Source organism: Catellatospora sichuanensis (assembly GCF_007483665.1).
Lineage (GTDB): Bacteria > Actinomycetota > Actinomycetes > Mycobacteriales > Micromonosporaceae > Catellatospora > Catellatospora sichuanensis.
Genome location: NZ_VIQO01000014.1, coordinates 176317 through 193825 on the forward strand (window position 1 = coordinate 176317; position 17509 = coordinate 193825).

Annotated in this window: 14 protein-coding genes; 5 read left to right on the top strand and 9 right to left on the bottom strand. The window is 71.0% G+C overall.

Annotation, left to right across the window (positions count from 1 at the left end; translation table 11 throughout):
* Positions 1-111 precede the first annotated feature (111 nt).
* From FLL47_RS27505 to FLL47_RS27515, 3 genes are all read right to left on the bottom strand, one after another.
* A complete protein-coding gene (locus FLL47_RS27505; protein ID WP_144123734.1) occupies positions 112-645 on the bottom strand; it encodes a hypothetical protein in 534 nt (177 codons plus the stop codon).
* 72 nt (positions 646-717) lie between these two features.
* Positions 718-3519 carry a glycoside hydrolase family 9 protein gene (locus FLL47_RS27510; RefSeq protein ID WP_144123736.1) on the bottom strand — a complete coding sequence of 934 codons (2802 nt, stop codon included), beginning with the start codon at positions 3517-3519 and terminating at the stop codon, positions 718-720.
* Positions 3520-3710: 191 nt separating this feature from the next.
* Positions 3711-5669, bottom strand: coding sequence for a cellulase family glycosylhydrolase (locus FLL47_RS27515; protein ID WP_144123738.1), 1959 nt, complete (start codon positions 5667-5669; stop codon positions 3711-3713).
* Positions 5670-6000: 331 nt separating this feature from the next.
* Here FLL47_RS27515 and FLL47_RS27520 point away from each other — a divergent pair, with 331 nt between their 5' ends.
* From FLL47_RS27520 to FLL47_RS27530, 3 genes are all read left to right on the top strand, one after another.
* Positions 6001-6981 (top strand): phosphotransferase family protein, encoded by a 981-nt coding sequence (locus FLL47_RS27520; protein WP_144123740.1) that lies wholly within the window; start codon positions 6001-6003, stop codon positions 6979-6981.
* Between the two features lie 78 nt (positions 6982-7059).
* A complete protein-coding gene (locus FLL47_RS27525; RefSeq protein ID WP_144123742.1) occupies positions 7060-8718 on the top strand; it encodes an NAD(P)/FAD-dependent oxidoreductase in 1659 nt (552 codons plus the stop codon).
* A complete protein-coding gene (locus tag FLL47_RS27530) occupies positions 8715-10133 on the top strand; it encodes an ATP-binding protein (RefSeq protein WP_222106219.1) in 1419 nt (472 codons plus the stop codon). The genes FLL47_RS27525 and FLL47_RS27530 overlap by 4 nt, the downstream gene beginning before the upstream one ends.
* 3 nt (positions 10134-10136) lie before the next feature.
* On the opposite strand, the gene FLL47_RS27535 is transcribed toward FLL47_RS27530, so the two are convergent.
* Together FLL47_RS27535 and FLL47_RS27540 are read right to left on the bottom strand one after the other, a co-directional pair.
* Positions 10137-11018, bottom strand: a complete 882-nt coding sequence (locus tag FLL47_RS27535; protein ID WP_144123746.1) for a helix-turn-helix domain-containing protein — start codon at positions 11016-11018, stop codon at positions 10137-10139.
* A gap of 83 nt (positions 11019-11101) precedes the next feature.
* Positions 11102-11335 carry a DUF397 domain-containing protein gene (locus FLL47_RS27540; RefSeq protein ID WP_144123748.1) on the bottom strand — a complete coding sequence of 78 codons (234 nt, stop codon included), beginning with the start codon at positions 11333-11335 and terminating at the stop codon, positions 11102-11104.
* Positions 11336-11697: 362 nt separating this feature from the next.
* Between FLL47_RS27540 and FLL47_RS27545 the strand changes: the two genes are divergently transcribed.
* On the top strand, positions 11698-11958 hold the full coding sequence (locus FLL47_RS27545; protein WP_144123750.1) for a hypothetical protein: 261 nt from the start codon (positions 11698-11700) through the stop codon (positions 11956-11958).
* 136 nt (positions 11959-12094) lie between these two features.
* Here FLL47_RS27545 and FLL47_RS27550 read toward each other — a convergent pair whose 3' ends face one another.
* The 4 genes from FLL47_RS27550 to FLL47_RS27565 form a co-directional block, all read right to left on the bottom strand.
* Positions 12095-12937 carry an SAM-dependent methyltransferase gene (locus FLL47_RS27550; protein ID WP_144123752.1) on the bottom strand — a complete coding sequence of 281 codons (843 nt, stop codon included), beginning with the start codon at positions 12935-12937 and terminating at the stop codon, positions 12095-12097.
* An 88-nt stretch (positions 12938-13025) separates the two neighbouring features.
* Positions 13026-14390 carry a lysine N(6)-hydroxylase/L-ornithine N(5)-oxygenase family protein gene (locus FLL47_RS27555; RefSeq protein ID WP_144123754.1) on the bottom strand — a complete coding sequence of 455 codons (1365 nt, stop codon included), beginning with the start codon at positions 14388-14390 and terminating at the stop codon, positions 13026-13028.
* Positions 14391-14544: 154 nt separating this feature from the next.
* Positions 14545-15024 carry a hypothetical protein gene (locus tag FLL47_RS27560; RefSeq protein WP_144123756.1) on the bottom strand — a complete coding sequence of 160 codons (480 nt, stop codon included), beginning with the start codon at positions 15022-15024 and terminating at the stop codon, positions 14545-14547.
* A 71-nt stretch (positions 15025-15095) separates the two neighbouring features.
* Complete coding sequence (locus FLL47_RS27565) at positions 15096-15935, bottom strand: NAD-dependent epimerase/dehydratase family protein (RefSeq protein WP_222106220.1); 840 nt, start codon at positions 15933-15935, stop codon at positions 15096-15098.
* 303 nt (positions 15936-16238) lie between these two features.
* On the opposite strand from FLL47_RS27565, the gene FLL47_RS27570 reads away from it, so the two are divergent.
* Positions 16239-17414: a metallophosphoesterase gene (locus FLL47_RS27570; protein WP_222106221.1), complete on the top strand. Its 1176-nt coding sequence runs from the start codon at positions 16239-16241 to the stop codon at positions 17412-17414.
* Positions 17415-17509: the final 95 nt, after the last annotated feature.

Below are 17509 nucleotides of genomic sequence, written 5' to 3' on the forward strand. Positions count from 1 at the left end.
TCCTGGGGGCAGGTGCCCGCCCCGGATGGGCCGGCAGCAACGTGTCCATTGTGCAGCCTTATGACCGCAAAACGAACCGGCCGCACCGATGGTTCACCGGAAAGATGCAGGTCAGCCGCTTGCCGCCGCCCGCATCGCACGGACCGCCGTGCGCAGTGCCTGCGCCAGGGAGATGGCTTCGAGGGCCGACATCACCGGCGCGGTCAGCTCGAACGCGTACGAGTCCGGGTGGAACGACAGCGCCCCGGTCGTCGGCGTGATCCGCGCGAACGGCCGCCCGGCCGCGGCGAACTCGAACCGGCGGTCCGACCAGATGCTGGTCTTCAACACCTCGACCGTGCGCCCGCCGGCCAGGGTGACGACCGCGCCGTCGATCGGGCGCCAGAACCCCAGCCGCAGCTCGATGACGCGGGCCCCGGATGGGGCGGTCACCTCGTACGTCCGCGCCATCATGCCCCGTGAAATGCCCTCGGCGACGAGGTTGCCCGCCGGGTCGAGGATGCCGAAGCGCTGCCGCACCGTCCAGAAGTGGTACTGCACGTGGGCGACGGTCTGCCCGTCGGCGAGCATGACCGGGGACGTCCCGGTCGGCATCGCCTTGTCCGGCAGGTAGAGGGTGCCCGTGAAGGGGTCGGTCAGGCCCATGGCGCAGACCCTAGGGGATGTGGGCAAGGTTGCCCGAGGGCTCCCTGGCGGGGGAGCCCTCGGGCGGGCCGGTCACGCTGGAGGGGTGCCCCAGGAGAGCACGCCGCCCGCGTACCCGGGGATGGCGGGCGCGTCCGTGAACGCGGTGTTGGTGCCGCGGCTGTAGTCGCCGACCTCGTTGAACGGGCTCCAGTCGGTCTTGTGCAGCCGCAGCTGGATCTCCCCGGTCGACGCGCCCGCGGCGAGCGTGCCGCCGGTGAAGGCGACCTCGACGTAGGTGTCCGCACCGGCCACCGGGCTGGGCAGGCTCACCACGGTGGTACGCACACTGGCGCAGCCGACCTGGGCCCAGTCGCAGTACGCCGTCACGCCCGCCGACCCGTCGCGGGTCAGGTAGTAGCGGGCGGTGACCGTGGTCAGGCCGATCGCGGCGGTGCCGCTGTTGACCACCTGCAGGCCGAACCGGATCGAGTTGTCCGTCGGCGACCCGTCGTTGTTCTTGTAGCGGACGGTCAGCCCGCCGCCGGTCGGCGGGGCGGACGTGGTGGCGGTGATCGGCGGTGACCACACCGACGCGTCGCCGGCGGCGTTGCGGGCCTGCACCGTATACGTGTACGACGTGCTCGGGCTCAGCCCGGTGTCCGTGTACGACGTCCCGGTCACCACGGCGACCTGGACGCTGCCACGCCGCACAACATAGCTCACCGCGGTCGGCACCGGGTCCCAGGTGATGGTGATCGAGTTGCTGCCGGTCGCGGTGACCCGCAGGTTCGCCGGTGTCGCGGGCGGCACGACGTCGCCGCCCTGGGTCGTCGCGGTCACCGCCGCGGACGCGGCCGAGACGTAGCCGCCCGCGTCCCGGGCCCGCACCGTGTACTGGTACGAAGTCGACGGGGTCAGGCCGGTGTCGGTGTAGGACGTGCCGGTCGGCGTGCCGACCTTGGCCGTGCCGCGGTAGACGTCGTAGCCCACGACGCCGACGTTGTCGGTGGACGCGTCCCAGGCCAGCGAGACCGACGTCGGCGACGTCGCAGTGACCCGGAGGTTGCCGGGCACGGTCGGCGGGGTGACGTCCACCGGCGGCGTGCCGCCGGTCAGGTCGGCCGCGTTGCGGTCGAGGTGGGTGGCCACCCAGACCAGCGGGGCGTTCCAGTTGATCGTGTTCTCCTTGGAGCCCCACGCGTCGGGCGCGGTGTTCTTCGGCGCGTACGACTTGGCCGCCGGGCGGCCGGTGGGCGTGGCCGGATCGTTGATCAGCTCGTTGTTCGGCCCGCCGGCCAGCCAGCCCTTCGGGTACGCGAGCCCCGGATACCTGCCCCACGCCCAGCGGTCGTGCAGGTCGGTCTCGGCGTACTCGCCGTAGCCGGTGACGTACGACAGGCGCATCGCGTTGTTGCCCATCAGGTAGTCCATGGCCCGGTTCGTCGCCTTGAGGTAGGCCAGGCTGCCCGAGTCGTCGTAGGCCACGCCGAGCACCAGCATCCGGTTGGCGATGAACGAGTTCGAGCCCCACGGGTACGCCGACGCGCCGCCGATCAGCGACGGATAGCCCTCGCCGCGCAACGTGGCGACGATCTGGTCGGCGAAGCCGCGCACGTTCGCGCGCATCGTGGCCAGGTCCGCGGCGGGCAGGTCGCTGGCGACGCTGACCAGCGACAGGGTCCCGGTCGCGGCGACCTCGGCCCAGTCGAACTGCCCCATCTCCCGGTAGTGCGGCGACCCGGTGACCGCGGTGCGGTAGCCCGACAGGGCGGCGTCGGTGCGCTTGAGCGCGGTCAGGTACAGCTCCGCCGCGGCCGCGTACCGGTCGTCGCTGTTCTTCGTGTCGCCGTAGTCGCCGCCGCCCTCGGCGTCGGAGGTGGTGTTGTAGTCCACGTTCGGCTGCGCCTCGGCCCTGGTCCACGCGTCCTTGGCGATGCCCCACAGCGTCGCCGCGCGCGCCGCGTCGTACGGCGCCAGCACCCGCGCGAGCTGCGCGTTGGTTCGCGCCACGGCGTACGTCGCGTTCGTCGACGGCCCCATCGCCGAGCGGGCCAGCCCGTTCTCCTGATCGACCGAGGTCACCGGGAACGCGCTCCAGGCGTGGTTGTGCACCTTGTGCGAGGCCAGGCCGGTCGACGGCAGCAGGCCCGCCATCCAGCGCGAGCCGAACTCGACCTCGTCCAGGATGTCCGGGCGGCCGTTGGCCCGTTCCGGGATCGACAACGACCCGTCGCCGTACGCGGCGGGCTCCCGCTCCAGCAGGTTGAGCAGCGTCCACGCCGACACGGCGTGGTTGACCGCGTAGATGCCGAAGTCCCCGGCGTCGGCCCAGGAGTGCCGCACGTTCAGCCGCTGGCTGCCGCACCAGCTGTTGTAGCAGGGCACCGACTCGTCGCCGGGGTGCAGTGCGGCGTGCGCGTGCCCGGCGTTCTGCAGGAACTGGCCCTCGACGGCCGCGCCCATGCGGTGGAAGTAGAAGTACTGCATCGCCTCGCGGCCCAGGGCCGGGTAGAGCGAGGACGCCGAGACGGTGAACGGCACGCTGGTGCCGACGCCGTCGACCCAGAGCACGTAGTCGCCGGGCGTGCTCAGCGCGCTGAAGTCGGCCTGCTGCACGGTGTCGCCGGAGGCGCGGTCGCTGCCGTACACGGTGGTGGTGCCGGAGGCGACGACGGCGCCGCCGCTCACCTGGCGCACCTGCCAGGCGCGGGCCCCGCCCGTGGTGACGACGGTGGCGATCTTGTCGGCGCCGGTGAGGTAGCCGATCTGGTTGACCCGGACCGGGCTGGTGTCGACGTCGGCCGCCGCGGGCGCGGCGGGGAGCGGGAGCAGGAGGGCGGCGGCCGCGGTGGCGAGCACCAGGCGAATCCGCCGGTAGGTGGGACGTCTCATCGATGACTCCAGTGATCGGCTGGATGGTCGGCGGTCCCGCGCCCGCGGAACGCGCCGGGGAGGACGGCGCGTTCCGCGGGCCGGGCGGCCCGGCCGGGCCACGGATCAGGGCGCGAAGCTCTGACGGGCCGCTTCGGACAGGCGGCGGGACCGGCCGGCGGCGGGGAGGGGCCCACCGCCGGCCGGGGTGGTCACGGCACGGCGATGGCGCAGCTGGTCACGGTGACCGAGCCGGTGCCGCTCGCCACGAACCCGAAGGTCGTGCTCGCCGCCGGGGCGAGAGAGCCGTTGTGGGGGGCGTTGGTGACCGTGTTGCCGGTCCGGGTGCCGTTCCACAGGTTGCTGATGGTCAGCGTCGCCGGGATGTTCAGCACGACCGACCACGCCGCCGACGTCATGGTGCTGGTGTTGGTGACGGTCACCTCGCCCTGCATGCCGCCCTGCCAGGAGCCGATCACCCGCATGGTCGCCGTGCAGCCGCTGCCGCCGCCCCCGCCGCCGCCGGACGTGGTGCCGGTGACCGCGGCCGACGCCGCCGAGACGTTGCCCGCGGCGTCACGTGCCCGCACCGTGTACTGGTACGCCGTCGACGCGGACAGCCCCGTGTCCGTGTAGGTCAGTCCGGAGACCGTCGCCACCTTGGTGCCGGCGCGGTAGACCTCGTACGCGGTGACGCCGACGTTGTCGGTGGCCGCGCCCCAGGACAGCGACACCGAGCTGCTGGTGACGCCGGTGACGCTCGGGTTGCCGGGCGCGGACGGGGCGATGGTGTCGCCGCCGGTGCCCCCGCCGCCGTACACGTCGGCGAGGTTGTAGCCGGTGGTGCTGGTCGCGCCGCCGAGCCGGACCTGGTGGTCGAGGCTGACGAACTTGCCCTGGTGCTGCCACAGCGCCGGCTTGAGCAGGTTGTACTTGGCGGTGTCCCAGGTGGCCCAGTCGTCGAGCAGCAGGCCGCCGGTGTCCCCGGAGTTCGGGTTGAGCACCCAGAACGTCTGGTGCAGGCGGTACTGCACGATCAGGTCACGCAGCGCGGTCATCCACTTGTCCTGCCGGGCGTCCTGGCCGAGCCGGCCGCCCCACTCACCGATCAGCAGCGGCGCGATGCCGTCCTCGTGGATGTAGAACCAGTTCGGCCGCCATACGTCGTTGGTCAGCGAGGTCTTGTCGAACGTGCCCTGGAACCACGGCTGCTCGTAGACCAGCGGGCCGTAGTCGTGCGGCGAGTACATCAGCTGGTCCTGGTTGGCGCCCAGGTTGACCGGGTATTGGCGCACCCCGCGCAGGTTGCCGCCCCACCAGTTGTAGAAGTAGTTGGGCGACAGGTCGGGATCGGTGTTCGGGGAACTCCAGGTCTCGCCCGCCCGCGGGTAGACCTCGATGCCCTCGCACAGGATCAGCACGTTCGGGTTGATCGCCAGGATGCGCTTGCCCGCGGTCTCGCAGGCGTACTTGAAGTTGTCCTGGTCGGTGCTGTTGTCCCACTTGGCCCGCGGGGGCTGGTTGGGGGTGCCGTGCGGCTCGTTCTTGATGTCCATCGCGACGATGGTGTCGTTGTTCTTGTACCGGTTGGTCACCCACTCCCAGCCCTGGTAGAACTGCTCGACCGTGATCGTGCCCTTCCACCACACGGGGTGGATGTGGCCGGAGTTGTCGGCCTCGGCGCTGTGCACGTCGAGCATGACCTTGATGCCGTACTGCTCGCACAGCTGCAGCCAGTAGTCCCAGATCTGCAGGTTGTTCTTGCCGGCCAGCTCGGGGTTGGCGTAGGTGTTCACGTTCGGCGCGGCGACCGTCTGGCCGTTCTTCCACTCCAGCAGCAGCTGGGTGGAGATCGGCACGCGGACCAGGTTGATGCCGCGGTCGGCCATGCCCTTGGTGATGGTGGTGATGTTGCCCGACCACAGGCCGTGGAAGACCCGCTCGGAGGCGTTGAAGCCGAACCAGTTCACGCCGGTCAGCCAGACCTCGTTGCCGGCCTCGTCGACCACTTTGTTGCCCTGGACGTGCAGCCAGTCCTTCTCCGGCACCGCGGCGGCGGCGGTGGTCGGGGCGAGCACGGCCGCGCCGGCCGCCAGCGTGGTGGCCAGCGTGGCCAGCGCGAGAGGGATGCGCAGTCGCCTGCGGATCCCCGCCTTCCTGGTGAGTGCCATGGAGAACCTTCCGGAAGCGGTGGTGCGGTCGGCGATCGGTGGCCGCCGCAGGTCGGGAGCGCTCCCAGCCACGGGCCGGGCAGGCCCTCGCCCCCGGCGGGCACCGGGGGTGACACGGGTGGCCCGCCCAAGCGGGTTCACCCGGCTCCCGACCCTGCCGACGATCATCCAGAGTGGATCAGACATCGACGACAGTGGACGGGAGCGCTCCCATTTGTGTTGGAGCGTAAGGCTCCCGTAACCCGGACGCAACAGTCTGCGTCAATCCCGTGTCCCCGACCGGCCCGACGGCCCTTGCATCGGAGAGCGCTCTCACTTCATCATCTGGCCCATGCGCAGTATCACCAAGCCCGTGCTGTCCGACGCCGACATCGCCCGCCTGATCCGGCAGGGCCTGGGCGACACCGCCGTCGTCGCCGGGCAGGAGGAGTTCACGGACGGCTTCTTCAACGCCGCCCACGCCGTGCGCCTGGCCGACGGCCGTGAAGTGGTGCTGAAGGTGGCGCCCGACAAGGGCCTGACGATGCTGACCTACGAGGTCGACCTGATGCACACCGAGATCGAGTTCTTCGAGCGGGCCGCGCGGGCGGGCGTGCCGCTGCCGCGGATGTGGCACGCCGACCCGGAAGGCGGGGTCATGGTCATGGACCGCCTGCGTGGAGTCTCCTTCGAGCAGGCCAAGCAGACGATGGCAGCCGAGCATGTGCTGGCGGTGCGCCATGAACTGGGGCGCATCGCCGCCGCCGTCACCGCCGTCACCGGCGAGCGCTTCGGCTACCCTCGCCGCGACGGGCGCACCCGCTCGTCGTCCTGGCGGGAGTCGTTCCTGCACTTCGTCGACGACATCCTGGCCGACGCCACGGCGACCGACCGGCCCCTGGCCCGGCCCGCCGACGAGATCCGCGAGCTGGTCGTGCGGCACGCGCCGCTGCTCGACGTGGTGACGGCGCCCGCGCTGGTCCACTTCGACCTGTGGGACGGCAACGTGTTCGTGCTGCCCGACGGGGACGGCTGGCGGGTCGAGGCCATCATCGACGGCGAGCGCGCGTTCTACGGCGACCCGATCGCCGAGCTGGTCTCGCTGGCCACGTGGGTCCCCGAGGAGCAGGCCGCGGCCGTGCTCGACGGCTTCCTCGGGCGGCCGCTGACCGCCGACGAGCAGACCCGCCTCACCCTGTACCGGGTCTACCTGTGGCTGATCCTGGTGGCGGAGACGGCCGTGCGCGGCTACCCCGAGAAGGAGAACGGGGAACTCCTGGCCTCGGCCGGCGGACAGCTCGCCGCCGATCTCGACCGGCTCGCCGCGGCATGAAAGTTACAGGCGGGACCGGTGATGCCCTTGTGATCGACTCGCCATGGAGCGGGCCGGTAAAGGTGTTTGATAGGTGACATGAGCACTCCCGCGATCCTGACCGTGGACGACGACCCGAACGTCTCCCGCGCGGTGGCGCGTGACCTGCGCCGCCACTACGGCGAGAACTACCGGGTGGTACGGGCGAGTTCGGGCGCCGAGGCCCTGGACGCGCTGCGTGAGCTGAAGCTGCGCGGGCAGCAGGTCGCCGTGCTGCTGGCCGACTACCGGATGCCGCAGATGAACGGCATCCAGTTCCTGGAATCGGCGATGGACCTCTACCCGCGGGCCCGGCGGGTGCTGCTGACCGCGTACGCCGACACCGACGCGGCGATCAACGCGATCAACCTGGTCGACCTGGACCATTACCTGCTCAAGCCGTGGAACCCGCCGGAGGAGCACCTCTACCCCGTCGTGGACGACCTGCTCCAGTCCTGGCTGGCGACCCCGGATGCGGCCACCGCCGAGCTGCGCGTGGTCGGGCACCGCTGGTCCGCCCACTCCTACAAGGTCCGCGACTTCCTGGCCCGCAACCTCGTCCCGTTCCGCTGGTATGTCGCCGACGACCCGGAGGGCGCGCGCCTGCTGGCCGCGGCCGGGCTGACCGCCGACGACGTGCCGCTGGTGGTGACCGCCGAGGGCAAGACACTGGTCCAGCCCAACGAGGCCGAGCTGGCCGGCAACATCGGCCTGACCACCACCCCGGCCTCGGACTTCTACGACGTGATCGTCGTCGGGGCGGGACCGGCCGGGCTCGGCTCGGCCGTGTACGCCGCCTCAGAGGGCCTGCGCACCGTGCTCGTCGAGCGGCGCGCCACCGGCGGGCAGGCCGGGCAGAGCAGCCGCATCGAGAACTACCTCGGCTTTCCCGACGGCGTGTCCGGCGCGCAGTTGACCGAGCGGGCCCGCCGACAGGCTCTCAAGTTCGGCGCGGAGCTGCTGTCGGCCCGCGAGGTCACCGCGCTGGAGACCTGCGGCTCGGCCCGGGTGGTGCACTTCGCCGACGGCAGCCGCATCGCCGCGCACAGCGTGGTGCTGGCCACCGGCGTGTCGTACCGGATGCTCGACGTGCCCGGCTGCGCGGACCTTACCGGCCGCGGCGTGTTCTACGGCTCAGCGGCCACCGAGGCGCCCGGCTGCAAGGACGAGGAGGTCTACATCGTCGGCGGGGCCAACTCGGCCGGCCAGGCCGCCGTCTACTTCTCCCGCTACGCCCGCCACGTGCACATGCTCATCCGCGGCGACGACCTGCGCCGGTCCATGTCGCGCTACCTGATCGACCAGATCGAGGCGATCGACAACATCACCGTGCATCCGCACACCCAGGTCTGTGCAGGCGGGGGCAGCGAGCATCTGGAGCACATCACCCTGCTCGACACCAATACCGGGGTGGAGCGCACCGTCGACGCGTCCTGGCTGTTCATCTTCATCGGCGCGGAGCCGGGCACCGGCTGGCTGGACGGCGTGGTCGCCCGCGACGAGCACGGGTTCGTGCTGACGGGGCCAGATCTGCTCAGCGGCGGCAAGCGCCCGGCCGGGTGGCCGCTGTCCCGCGACCCCTACCACCTGGAATCGAGCGTGCCGGGCGTGTTCGCCGCCGGCGACGTGCGGTCCGACTCGGTCAAGCGCGTCGCCTCCGCCGTCGGTGAGGGCGCCATGGCCATCTCACTCGTACACCGATACCTGGAGGGGCAGTGACCATCGAACTCACCCCCGAGCTGCTGCGCGAGCTGTTCCTGTTCGAAGCGCTCGACGACGGCCAGCTCACCTGGCTGGCCGAACACGGCCGCATCGAATGCATCCCCGCCGGTCCCGTCTTCGCCGAGGGCGACGAGGCCAGCTGCTTCTACGTGCTGCTGTCGGGCACCATCGCGCTCAGCCGCCAGGTGCACGGCGACAGCATCGAGGTCAGCCGCACCGACCAGCGCGGCGTGTACGCGGGCGCCACCCAGGCCTACCTCGGCGACCGGGTGCCCCAGCGCTACGTGCACTCCATGCTGGCGGTCTCCGACACCGAGTTCTTCGTGCTGCCCGCCGCCGACTTCGGCATCGTGATGCGCGACTGGTTCCCGATGGCGATGCACCTACTGGAGGGCTTGTTCTTCGGCATGCGCAGCATGCAGACCCTGGTCGGCGAGCGCGAACGCCTGCTGGCCCTGGGCTCGCTGTCGGCCGGGCTCACCCATGAGCTGAACAACCCCGCCGCGGCCGCCGTACGCGCCACCGCGGTGCTGCGCCAGCGCGTCGCCGGGATGCGGCACAAGCTGTCGCTGATCGCCGACGGCCGGCTCGACGGCACCCGGCTGCGCCAGCTCGTCGACCTGCAGGAGGAGGCGGTCAAGCGGATCGACGGCGCTGCCCAGCTCACCCCGGTGCAGACCTCCGACGCCGAGGACGCTTTGGCCGACTGGCTCGAGGACCGCGACATCACGGGCGCATGGGACATCGCCCCGACGCTGGTCGCGGGCGGCGTCGACCAGGAGTGGCTGGAGCAGGTGTCCAGCACGGTCGGCGCGGAGAACTTCGAGTCCGCGGTGCGCTGGCTGACCTACACCCTGGAGACCGAGCTGCTGATGGGCGAGATCGAGGACTCGGTCTCCCGCATCTCCGGCCTGGTCGCCGCGGCCAAGCAGTACTCGCAGCTGGACCGGGCGCCGTACCAGGAGGTCGACGTCAACGACCTGGTGAAGGCGACGCTGGCGATGTTCTCCGGCAAGGTCTCCAAAGACCTCACCGTGGTCAAGGAACTGGACCGGACCCTGCCGAAGATCCCGGCGTACGCCGCCGAGCTGAACCAGGTCTGGACCAACCTCATCGACAACGCGCTGGGCGCGATGAAGGGCTCCGGCACGCTGACCATCCGCACCGGACGCGAGAACGACTGCGTGTTCGTCGAGGTCGGCGACACCGGCGGCGGCATCGACCCGGCGATCCGGCCGCGCATCTTCGAGCCGTTCTTCACCACCAAGCCGGTCGGCGAGGGCACCGGCCTGGGCCTGGACATCTCGTACCGCATCGTGGTCAACAAGCACCACGGCGACATCCGGGTCACCTCGGAGCCCGGCGACACCCGGTTCCGGGTGCTGCTGCCCGTCGAGGCGCCGGTCGAGTAGACGTCAGCGATCGAGGTCGCGCAGGATGCCCTCCAGGATGGCCGGGGTCTCCTGCGGCGGTGCCGCGTCGACGCACAGCTGCTCCATGACGGCGACGTACTGCTCGACGTCCTCGCGTTTGTCGAGGTAGAGCGCGCTGGTCAGCTGCTGCAGGTAGACCACGTCGGGCAGGTCGTGGTCGGGAAAGCGCAGCAGCGAGAACGCGCCGCTGCTGAAGGCATGGCCGCCCTTGTCGAACGTCATCACCTGCAGCGTGACCTTCGGCTGCTTGGTCGACTTCAGCAGCGCCGCGATCTGGCTGCGCATCACCGCGCGACCGCCGACCGGCCGGCGCAGCGCCGCCTCGTCGACCACGGCCCACAGGTGCGGCGGATGCTGCCGGTGCAGGATCTGCTGACGGGTCATCCGCAGCTCGACGCGGCGGCTCACCTCGGGCTCCGGCTTGCCGCCGTGGCCCAGCATGATGACGGCCCGCGCGTAATCGGCCGTCTGCAGCAGGCCGGGCACGAACTGGACCTCGTAGGTCCGGATGACCTGCGCCGCGGACTCCAGGCCGAGATAGGACTGGAACCAGGCCGGGTAGACGTCACCGTACTGGTGCCACCAGCCCGGCTCGTTGGCCTGCCGGGCCAGGGCGGCCATCGCTTCCCGCTCGGCCTCGTCGGTCACCCCGTAGTGGGTCAGCAGGTCGGCGACGTCACGCTCCTTGAAGCCGACCCGGCCCAGTTCCATCCGGCTGATCTTCGATTCCGAGGCGCGGATCTGCCAGCCCGCGTCCTCCCGGCTGATCCCGCGGGACTCCCGCAACCGCCGCAGCTGCGCTCCGAGGAGCATTCGCAGCACGGTAGGACCGCCGCCCGACCCACTCTCCGGGTCTGCCGCCATTCGTGCGCCCTCCGCCTGCCCCGCCCGCGTGATCTCCTGCGCATACTGTCGCAAAGCGCGGGCCGACTGTCGAGAATCAACGGTCAAGAAAGTAGATCGTCGAAGTCCCCGTCATACACACCCAGCAGAAACGCGTTCATCTCCGCTCTCGTGTAGAGCAGCACCGGCCCCTGCGGGTCCCGCGAATGGCGTACGGCGAAGCCCGACCCCCCGGGCAGCCGGCCGATCTCGACACAGTTCCCGTCAGCTCCACTGCGTACGCTCTTGCGCCACGCGATCGCGGCGAGCTCGGGTGCACCGCCGTGGATGTGCGTCATCGCGATCCTCCGCCCCCAGAGAGAAAAACGCCGCGTGCAGATGACACGATCATCTGCACGTGCATCAGCGCTTGCTTTTGCACAGGATAGCTGTGCATCATGGGGTCGGCTAAGCGAACACAGTCAATGGAAGCGCTACCGTCGGCCATCCCTTCGGCGGCGCTACCCCCTCCACCTGGGCAGACGGCACGGACCCCCTCCCGGACCGGCAGGCTCAGCCTTCTCGGGATGCGGCTACCTCCCGGGCGCGTCGCGTTACGCGGTGTGACCGAAGGCAGCCTGTCCACGGACGTGGGGAGTCGCCGGCACGCGCGGCACGAGCCACGTCGGAATGTTCCGCCCCACAGGAGGACACCCGATCCATGGCACCGAAAACACACCCCGACTCGCGAGCCGTGGCCGACGTCGTACCCACCGACGCGTACGCGCCCCACGACCGGGTCTGGGTGTACCGCGACGGCCAGTGGCGCGCCGGCATCGTCTACGAGGCCAGCAGCCACGCCGCCACCGTCATCTGCTGCTCGCGCACGGCGCGCGGCACGGAAGTCGAGATCAGAACCGCGCGTTACGTGGCCCGGCGTGACCGCATCGATCTGTCGATCGACGCGCTGAGCTACGTCTGACCCTCCTCAGGTCACCGCCGGGCGGCGGAACCGACAACGGTGCGAGTTGTCCGTTCCGCCGCCCGGCGGCGGGTCCTGCAGCTCAGCCCGCCCGGCGGCGGGGTCGTCCTCGACGACCGGCAATACGGTCTGCGGCTCAGCGTTTGCGGGCCATGCCCGCCCAGTAGAAGGCGCCGTTCGGGTCCTCGAGTTCGCTGTCGGGGTGCCAGGCCATCACCGGCACGACGCCCGGCTCGACCAGGTCCCAACCCTCGAAGAAACGCGCCACGTCCACCTTGGTGCGCGGGATGACCGTCATGCCGCCGCGCTCGGCAGAGGAGCGGATGACCTCCATCGCCTGCTCGTCGAACTCGCGACCCGGGTGGGTGATGGCGAGGTGGCTGCCCGAGGGCAGCGCGTCCATCAGCTCGCGGGTGTGGCCCCACGGGTCCTCGGTGTCCTTGAGCAGCATCAGCACCGCGACCATCATCAGCGCCACGGGCTTGCTCAGGTCCAGCGTCTGCAGCAGTGCCGGGTCGGACAGGATCTCCTGCGGCTTGCGCAGGTCGGCGTGGATGTACTCGCTGCGGCCCTGCTCCGAGCTGACCAGCAGCGCCCGCGCGTGGGCCAGCACGATCGGGTCGTTGTCCACGTAGACCACCCGGGTCTCCGGCGCGATGGCCTGCGCGTCCTCGTGCAGGTTGGGCCGGGTCGGGATGCCGGTGCCGATGTCGAGGAACTGCCGGATGCCCGCGTCGGCGACGAGGTACTTCACCGCGCGGCCGAGGAACTTCCGGTTCTCCTTGGCCATCGTCTTGATGGTGGGGATCGCCTGGATGAAGGCGTCACCCATGGCCCGGTCCGCGGCGAAGTTGTCCTTGCCGCCCAGCCACCAGTCGTACATCCGCGCCGAGTGCGGCGTGCTCGTGTCGACGCCCGGCGGCGCGACCTCCTCGCCACCCGCAACCGGACCGCCGTCCTGCGACACTGACGCCTCCATTGACCGTCGTGGTGATGCAGCGGAAGCATAGACCGGCACGGTCGTGCCGGGCCACACCCAGCGCCACGGAAGTGCTACTGACAGATCATCAGAGTGCTCCACCCAGGACGGCCGGCTGCGCCGCGGCAGCCCGCGGGCGGGTGATCAGAGCGGGCACCTCCGCGGTGAGCGTGGCCGCGGGCCCGTCACGGTGGTCGAGAACGGACTGCAGGATCTCCCCCGCGCGCACCGCGGTCGCCGACAGCAGCGAGGACGTGATGCCGTGCGAGTGCTCGGTGCCGCCCTGCAGGTAGACGCCGCAGGCCAGATCGGACCCGGTGGCCAGCCGGTAGTCGCGCCCGGCCGTCAGCCGTCCGTCGCCGTCCCGGCGCACGTGCCCGGCGAGATCGCCGAGCAGGCCCGACGGATCGGCCTGGCGGTAGCCGGTGGCACAGACCAGGATGTCCGCGTCCAGTGCGGTCCGCTCGCCGGTGAGCAGCGAGGACACCTCGACCTGGACCCGGTCGCCGCAGTCGCGCACCGCGGTCATCCGGCTTGCGTTGAAGATGCGCAGCCGCTCCTGGCCGAGCACCTTCTCCTGGTAGACGCGCCGGTAGAGGTCGTTGATGAGGTCGAGGTCGACCACCGAGTAGTTGGTGCTCCGGTGGTAGTCGAGCAGCATCTGCTTGGTCTGCTGCGGAGCGGCGAAGAAGTCGTCGACCGCGGCCGGGTCGAAGATGCGGTTGGCGAACGGGCTGTCGTCGGCCGGGCTGTAGCCGTACCGGGAGAAGACCGCGCAGATCTCGGCCGCCGGGAAGCGTTCGTGCAGGAAAGCGGTCGCCTCGGCCGCGCTCTGGCCCGCGCCGACCACCACGAAGCGCCGAGCGCCCGACCACTGTCCGACCTGGTGCAGCAGGTCCTGGCTGTGCCAGACCCGCGGCGACGGCGCGACGCCGTCGGGCAGCTGCGGGGACAGACCGGTCGCGAACACCACGTTGCGCGCCCGCAGCGCCGTCGCGGTACGCGGACCCTGTGCCACCACCATCAGGTGGTCGGCCCGGCCGCGCTCGTACACCGGGTGCACGTCGACGACCTCGTGCCCGTACCGGACCATCCCGCTGACCTGCTCCGCCGCCCACTCGAGGTAGTCGTGGAACTCGACCCGCAGCGGGTACAGGCTCTTGTGGTTGATGAAGTCGATCAGCCGCCCGCGGCTGTGCAGGTAGCACAGGAAGCTGAACCGGCTCGCCGGGTCGCGCAGGGTGACCAGGTCCTTCATGAACGAGACCTGCATCGTCGCGTCGTCGAGCAGCATGCCCCGGTGCCAGCCGAACGCGGCCTGCCGTTCGAGGAACACCGCGCTGACCGGTGCCGGACTCTCCGCGGCGGCGATGGCCAGGGCCAGGTTGGACGGACCGAATCCCACGCCCACGATGTCATGGACGACGTCCCCGCCAAACGATTGTTCTGTCATTGCGGTCCCGTTCCTAAGCATCGCCGGCGCGCCTCCTCGCCAGCACTTAGGTTAGGCTAACCTACACCATTGGGCTTGCCAATACGGGGCGGCCATCAAGGCAGGTCGTGAATGGATTTCCGATCCACGTCCGTAAATTAGGCAAGGCATACCCTCAGCTGTCAAGGCGTGCCGGCATTCCCTCACGCTCGGCCGCATCGGAGGCCGCATCGACGGACCGGCCACCGAACGCCGACAGCGCGGCGGCCCCGGCGTAGACGACCGTGAGCAGGAATCCGGGCAGCAGCCAGTACGGCTCGGCATCGGTCATGCCGAGTCGGGCCCCACCGCACAGCAGCAGGACACCGGCCGCCGCGCCCGCCAACGAGACGGCCCACGGCCTGGGCAACCGCAGCGCCCAGGCCAGCAGCAGGCCGACCAGCGGGCCGACCAGGACACCCGACAGCGCCATCATGAGCAGGGCGGCCGCGGCCGCCAGCGGCGAGTCCGCATCGTCACCGGACAGCATCGCGCCGGTGGACTCCACCGCCACGACCAGGAGCACGGTCATGGCGAGGCCGATCAGCAGGCCACGCGCCGCATAGGCCAGGGCGCGGTCGGCGGTGGCGGCGGTGCTGATCTCTTCCGGTGTCATGGCGCCCAGTTTGATCAACGGGGGGCGGCGGCGGCGCCCTCGTCACCGAACCTGCACACAACGCCCCCGGTTCAGCCGTACAGGTGCTCCGGGACCAGGCCGAGCAGGCGGTCGGCCTGGGAAAGGTCGAACGGGACGGCGCGGCCCGGCAGCGCCGCGCGCCGCGGCACCCCCGGATGGAAACGGTCGAGCAGTTCCTCGGTCGGCAGCGCGGCCAGCGTCTCCGGGGCTGCCACGAAGATCTCCCGGGCGCCGCTCAGCGGCCGGGTCAGCGCCAGCCAGTTCGCCGTCGCCGCGTCACGGTCCTCCAGGTATGCCCACAACGACCGGGCGCCCTCCCCCGGATCGGCCCGATAGCGCTCGGCGAACGTCGGCAGGCGCTCGGTCAAGCCGCCGAGCAGCGGGAACCGCAGCGTCACCACCGTCATCCCGTAGCGGCGCGCGATCATCCGGCCGATCTGCTCGTCGACCTGCTTGCTCAGTGCGTACGGGTCCGCGGCCAGCAGCGGATGCGCCTCGTCGACGGGCAGGTAGAGCGGCGGGGTCGGCAGCGGCGACCAGGCGAACCCCAGTGCGGACTGGCTGCCGGCCAGCACCGCCCGGGCCACCCCCACCTGCGCCGCCTCCTCCAGCACCACGAACGTGCTGCGGGTGTTGCCGCAGAACACGTCCTCGGGCGTGCCGAGCGTCGGCGACGGGATGGCGGCGCAGTGCACCACCGCGTCCACGCCGGACAGCGCCTTGCGGACCACCGTCACGTCTCCCGTGTCGCCCACGACGACGCGAACGGCCGGCAGATCACCGGGGTCGTGCAGGTCCAGCGCCGTGGCGGCGACCCCCTCCCGCGCGAGCAGGTCGAGCGTGGCCCGGCCGAGCCGGCCCGCCGCCCCGGTCACCAGCACCCGGTTCACCGGCGGTCGGTCATGTCGTCGTGGCGCATGGTCATCCCTCGGTTCTACTCTGCCCACCCGCTCCTCCCACCCCTACCCCGCCGCAGGGCCACCGATCGGGCGTGCATCCGAACCGCCGGGTCTGCGGGCGTGCGGGTGTTTTCCACCCGGTCGGGGCTTTCCGTGACGCCCGTGTGCGGTTCTCCATCGAGGGCTTCCGCTCGGTGGGCGCATGCTCGGGACGCGTCGCACCTGCGGATCGGGCGGCCGTTCGACCGTGCGTGGCATGCTTGGCAGTCTCATCCTGGAGCGAGGAGTTCGACGGTGTCCGCTGGCGAGGCCGTACAGGCCGCTCCCGCGCGACGGTCCCTGCGACCGCTGCTGTTCGGCCTGACCCTGACCACCGTCCTGGCGCTGCTGTTCGGCGTCCCGTGGTGGACGCTGCTGCTGAGCGGCGCGCACTGGCCCGCGCCGGTGGTCGCCGCCGGCACCGTGCTGTTCGGTGCGGCGGTGCTGGCGTTCCCGGTGCTGATGTTCCAGGGACACGCCCGCGGCCGCGACTGGGCGTCCCGCATCGCCGACACCACCCTCGGCGTGATCTGGGTGCTGTTCGTGTGGGCGCTGCTCGGCAACGTGCTGCGGGCCGCGCTGGCCATCGGCGGCGTCGCGGACCCGCTGCGCTCCCGCATCACCGCGGCCGCGGTCGCGGTGGTCGCCCTGGTGCTGGTCGTCTGGGGGTACGCCGAAGCCATGCGCGTGCCGCGCGTGCGCCGCGTCGAGGTCGTCCTGCCCAGGTTGGGCAAGGGTCTCGACGGCCTGAAGGTGGTGCTGCTGACCGACACGCACTACGGCCCGATCGAGCGCTCCCGCTGGTCAGCCGGGGTTACCAGGGCGGTCAACGCACTGGACCCCGACATCGTCTGCCACACCGGCGACATCGCCGACGGCACCGTGGCCCAGCGGACCGCGCAGGCTGCGCCGCTCGGCGACATCCGCGCCAAACTGGCCCGCACCTACGTGACCGGCAACCACGAGTACTACGGCGAGGCCGAGGGCTGGCTCGCGCACATGCAGCACCTGGGCTGGGAGTGCCTGCACAACCGCCACCTGGTCGTGGAGCGCGGCGGCGACCGCCTGGTGGTGGCCGGGGTCGACGACATCACCGCGGAGCACTCCCGCACCGGACACTCCATGGACCACGCGGCCGCGCTCGCCGGAACCGACCCGGACCTGCCGGTGCTGCTGCTCGCACACCAGCCCAAGCAGATCCGCGCGGCCGTCGCACACGGAGTGGACCTGCAGATCTCCGGGCACACCCACGGCGGCCAGATCTGGCCGTTCCATTACCTGGTGCGCCTGGACCAGCCCGCGGTGCAGGGCCTGTCCCGCCACGGCGAGCGCACCCAGCTCTACACCAGCCGCGGCACCGGCTTCTGGGGCCCGCCCCTGCGCGTCTTCGCCCCCAGCGAGATCACCGAACTCACCCTCCGCGCGGCCTGACCCGCCGCGCCGGTCAAGATCGCCCGACTTGCCTGGCACCTGTGCGTATCTTGAGCGTTGATACGCACAGGTGCCAGGCAAATCCGATGATCATG

Excerpts from the sequence above, each read along its gene's own strand:
- FLL47_RS27505 (WP_144123734.1), bottom strand. The coding sequence starts at position 645 with ATGGGCCTGACCGACCCCTTCACGGGCACCCTCTACCTGCCGGACAAG.
- FLL47_RS27510 (WP_144123736.1), bottom strand. The coding sequence starts at position 3,519 with ATGAGACGTCCCACCTACCGGCGGATTCGCCTGGTGCTCGCCACCGCG.
- FLL47_RS27515 (WP_144123738.1), bottom strand. The coding sequence starts at position 5,669 with ATGGCACTCACCAGGAAGGCGGGGATCCGCAGGCGACTGCGCATCCCT.
- FLL47_RS27520 (WP_144123740.1), top strand. The coding sequence starts at position 6,001 with ATGCGCAGTATCACCAAGCCCGTGCTGTCCGACGCCGACATCGCCCGC.
- FLL47_RS27525 (WP_144123742.1), top strand. The coding sequence starts at position 7,060 with ATGAGCACTCCCGCGATCCTGACCGTGGACGACGACCCGAACGTCTCC.
- FLL47_RS27535 (WP_144123746.1), bottom strand. The coding sequence starts at position 11,018 with ATGGCGGCAGACCCGGAGAGTGGGTCGGGCGGCGGTCCTACCGTGCTG.
- FLL47_RS27540 (WP_144123748.1), bottom strand. The coding sequence starts at position 11,335 with ATGACGCACATCCACGGCGGTGCACCCGAGCTCGCCGCGATCGCGTGG.
- FLL47_RS27545 (WP_144123750.1), top strand. The coding sequence starts at position 11,698 with ATGGCACCGAAAACACACCCCGACTCGCGAGCCGTGGCCGACGTCGTA.
- FLL47_RS27550 (WP_144123752.1), bottom strand. The coding sequence starts at position 12,937 with ATGGAGGCGTCAGTGTCGCAGGACGGCGGTCCGGTTGCGGGTGGCGAG.
- FLL47_RS27555 (WP_144123754.1), bottom strand. The coding sequence starts at position 14,390 with ATGACAGAACAATCGTTTGGCGGGGACGTCGTCCATGACATCGTGGGC.
- FLL47_RS27560 (WP_144123756.1), bottom strand. The coding sequence starts at position 15,024 with ATGACACCGGAAGAGATCAGCACCGCCGCCACCGCCGACCGCGCCCTG.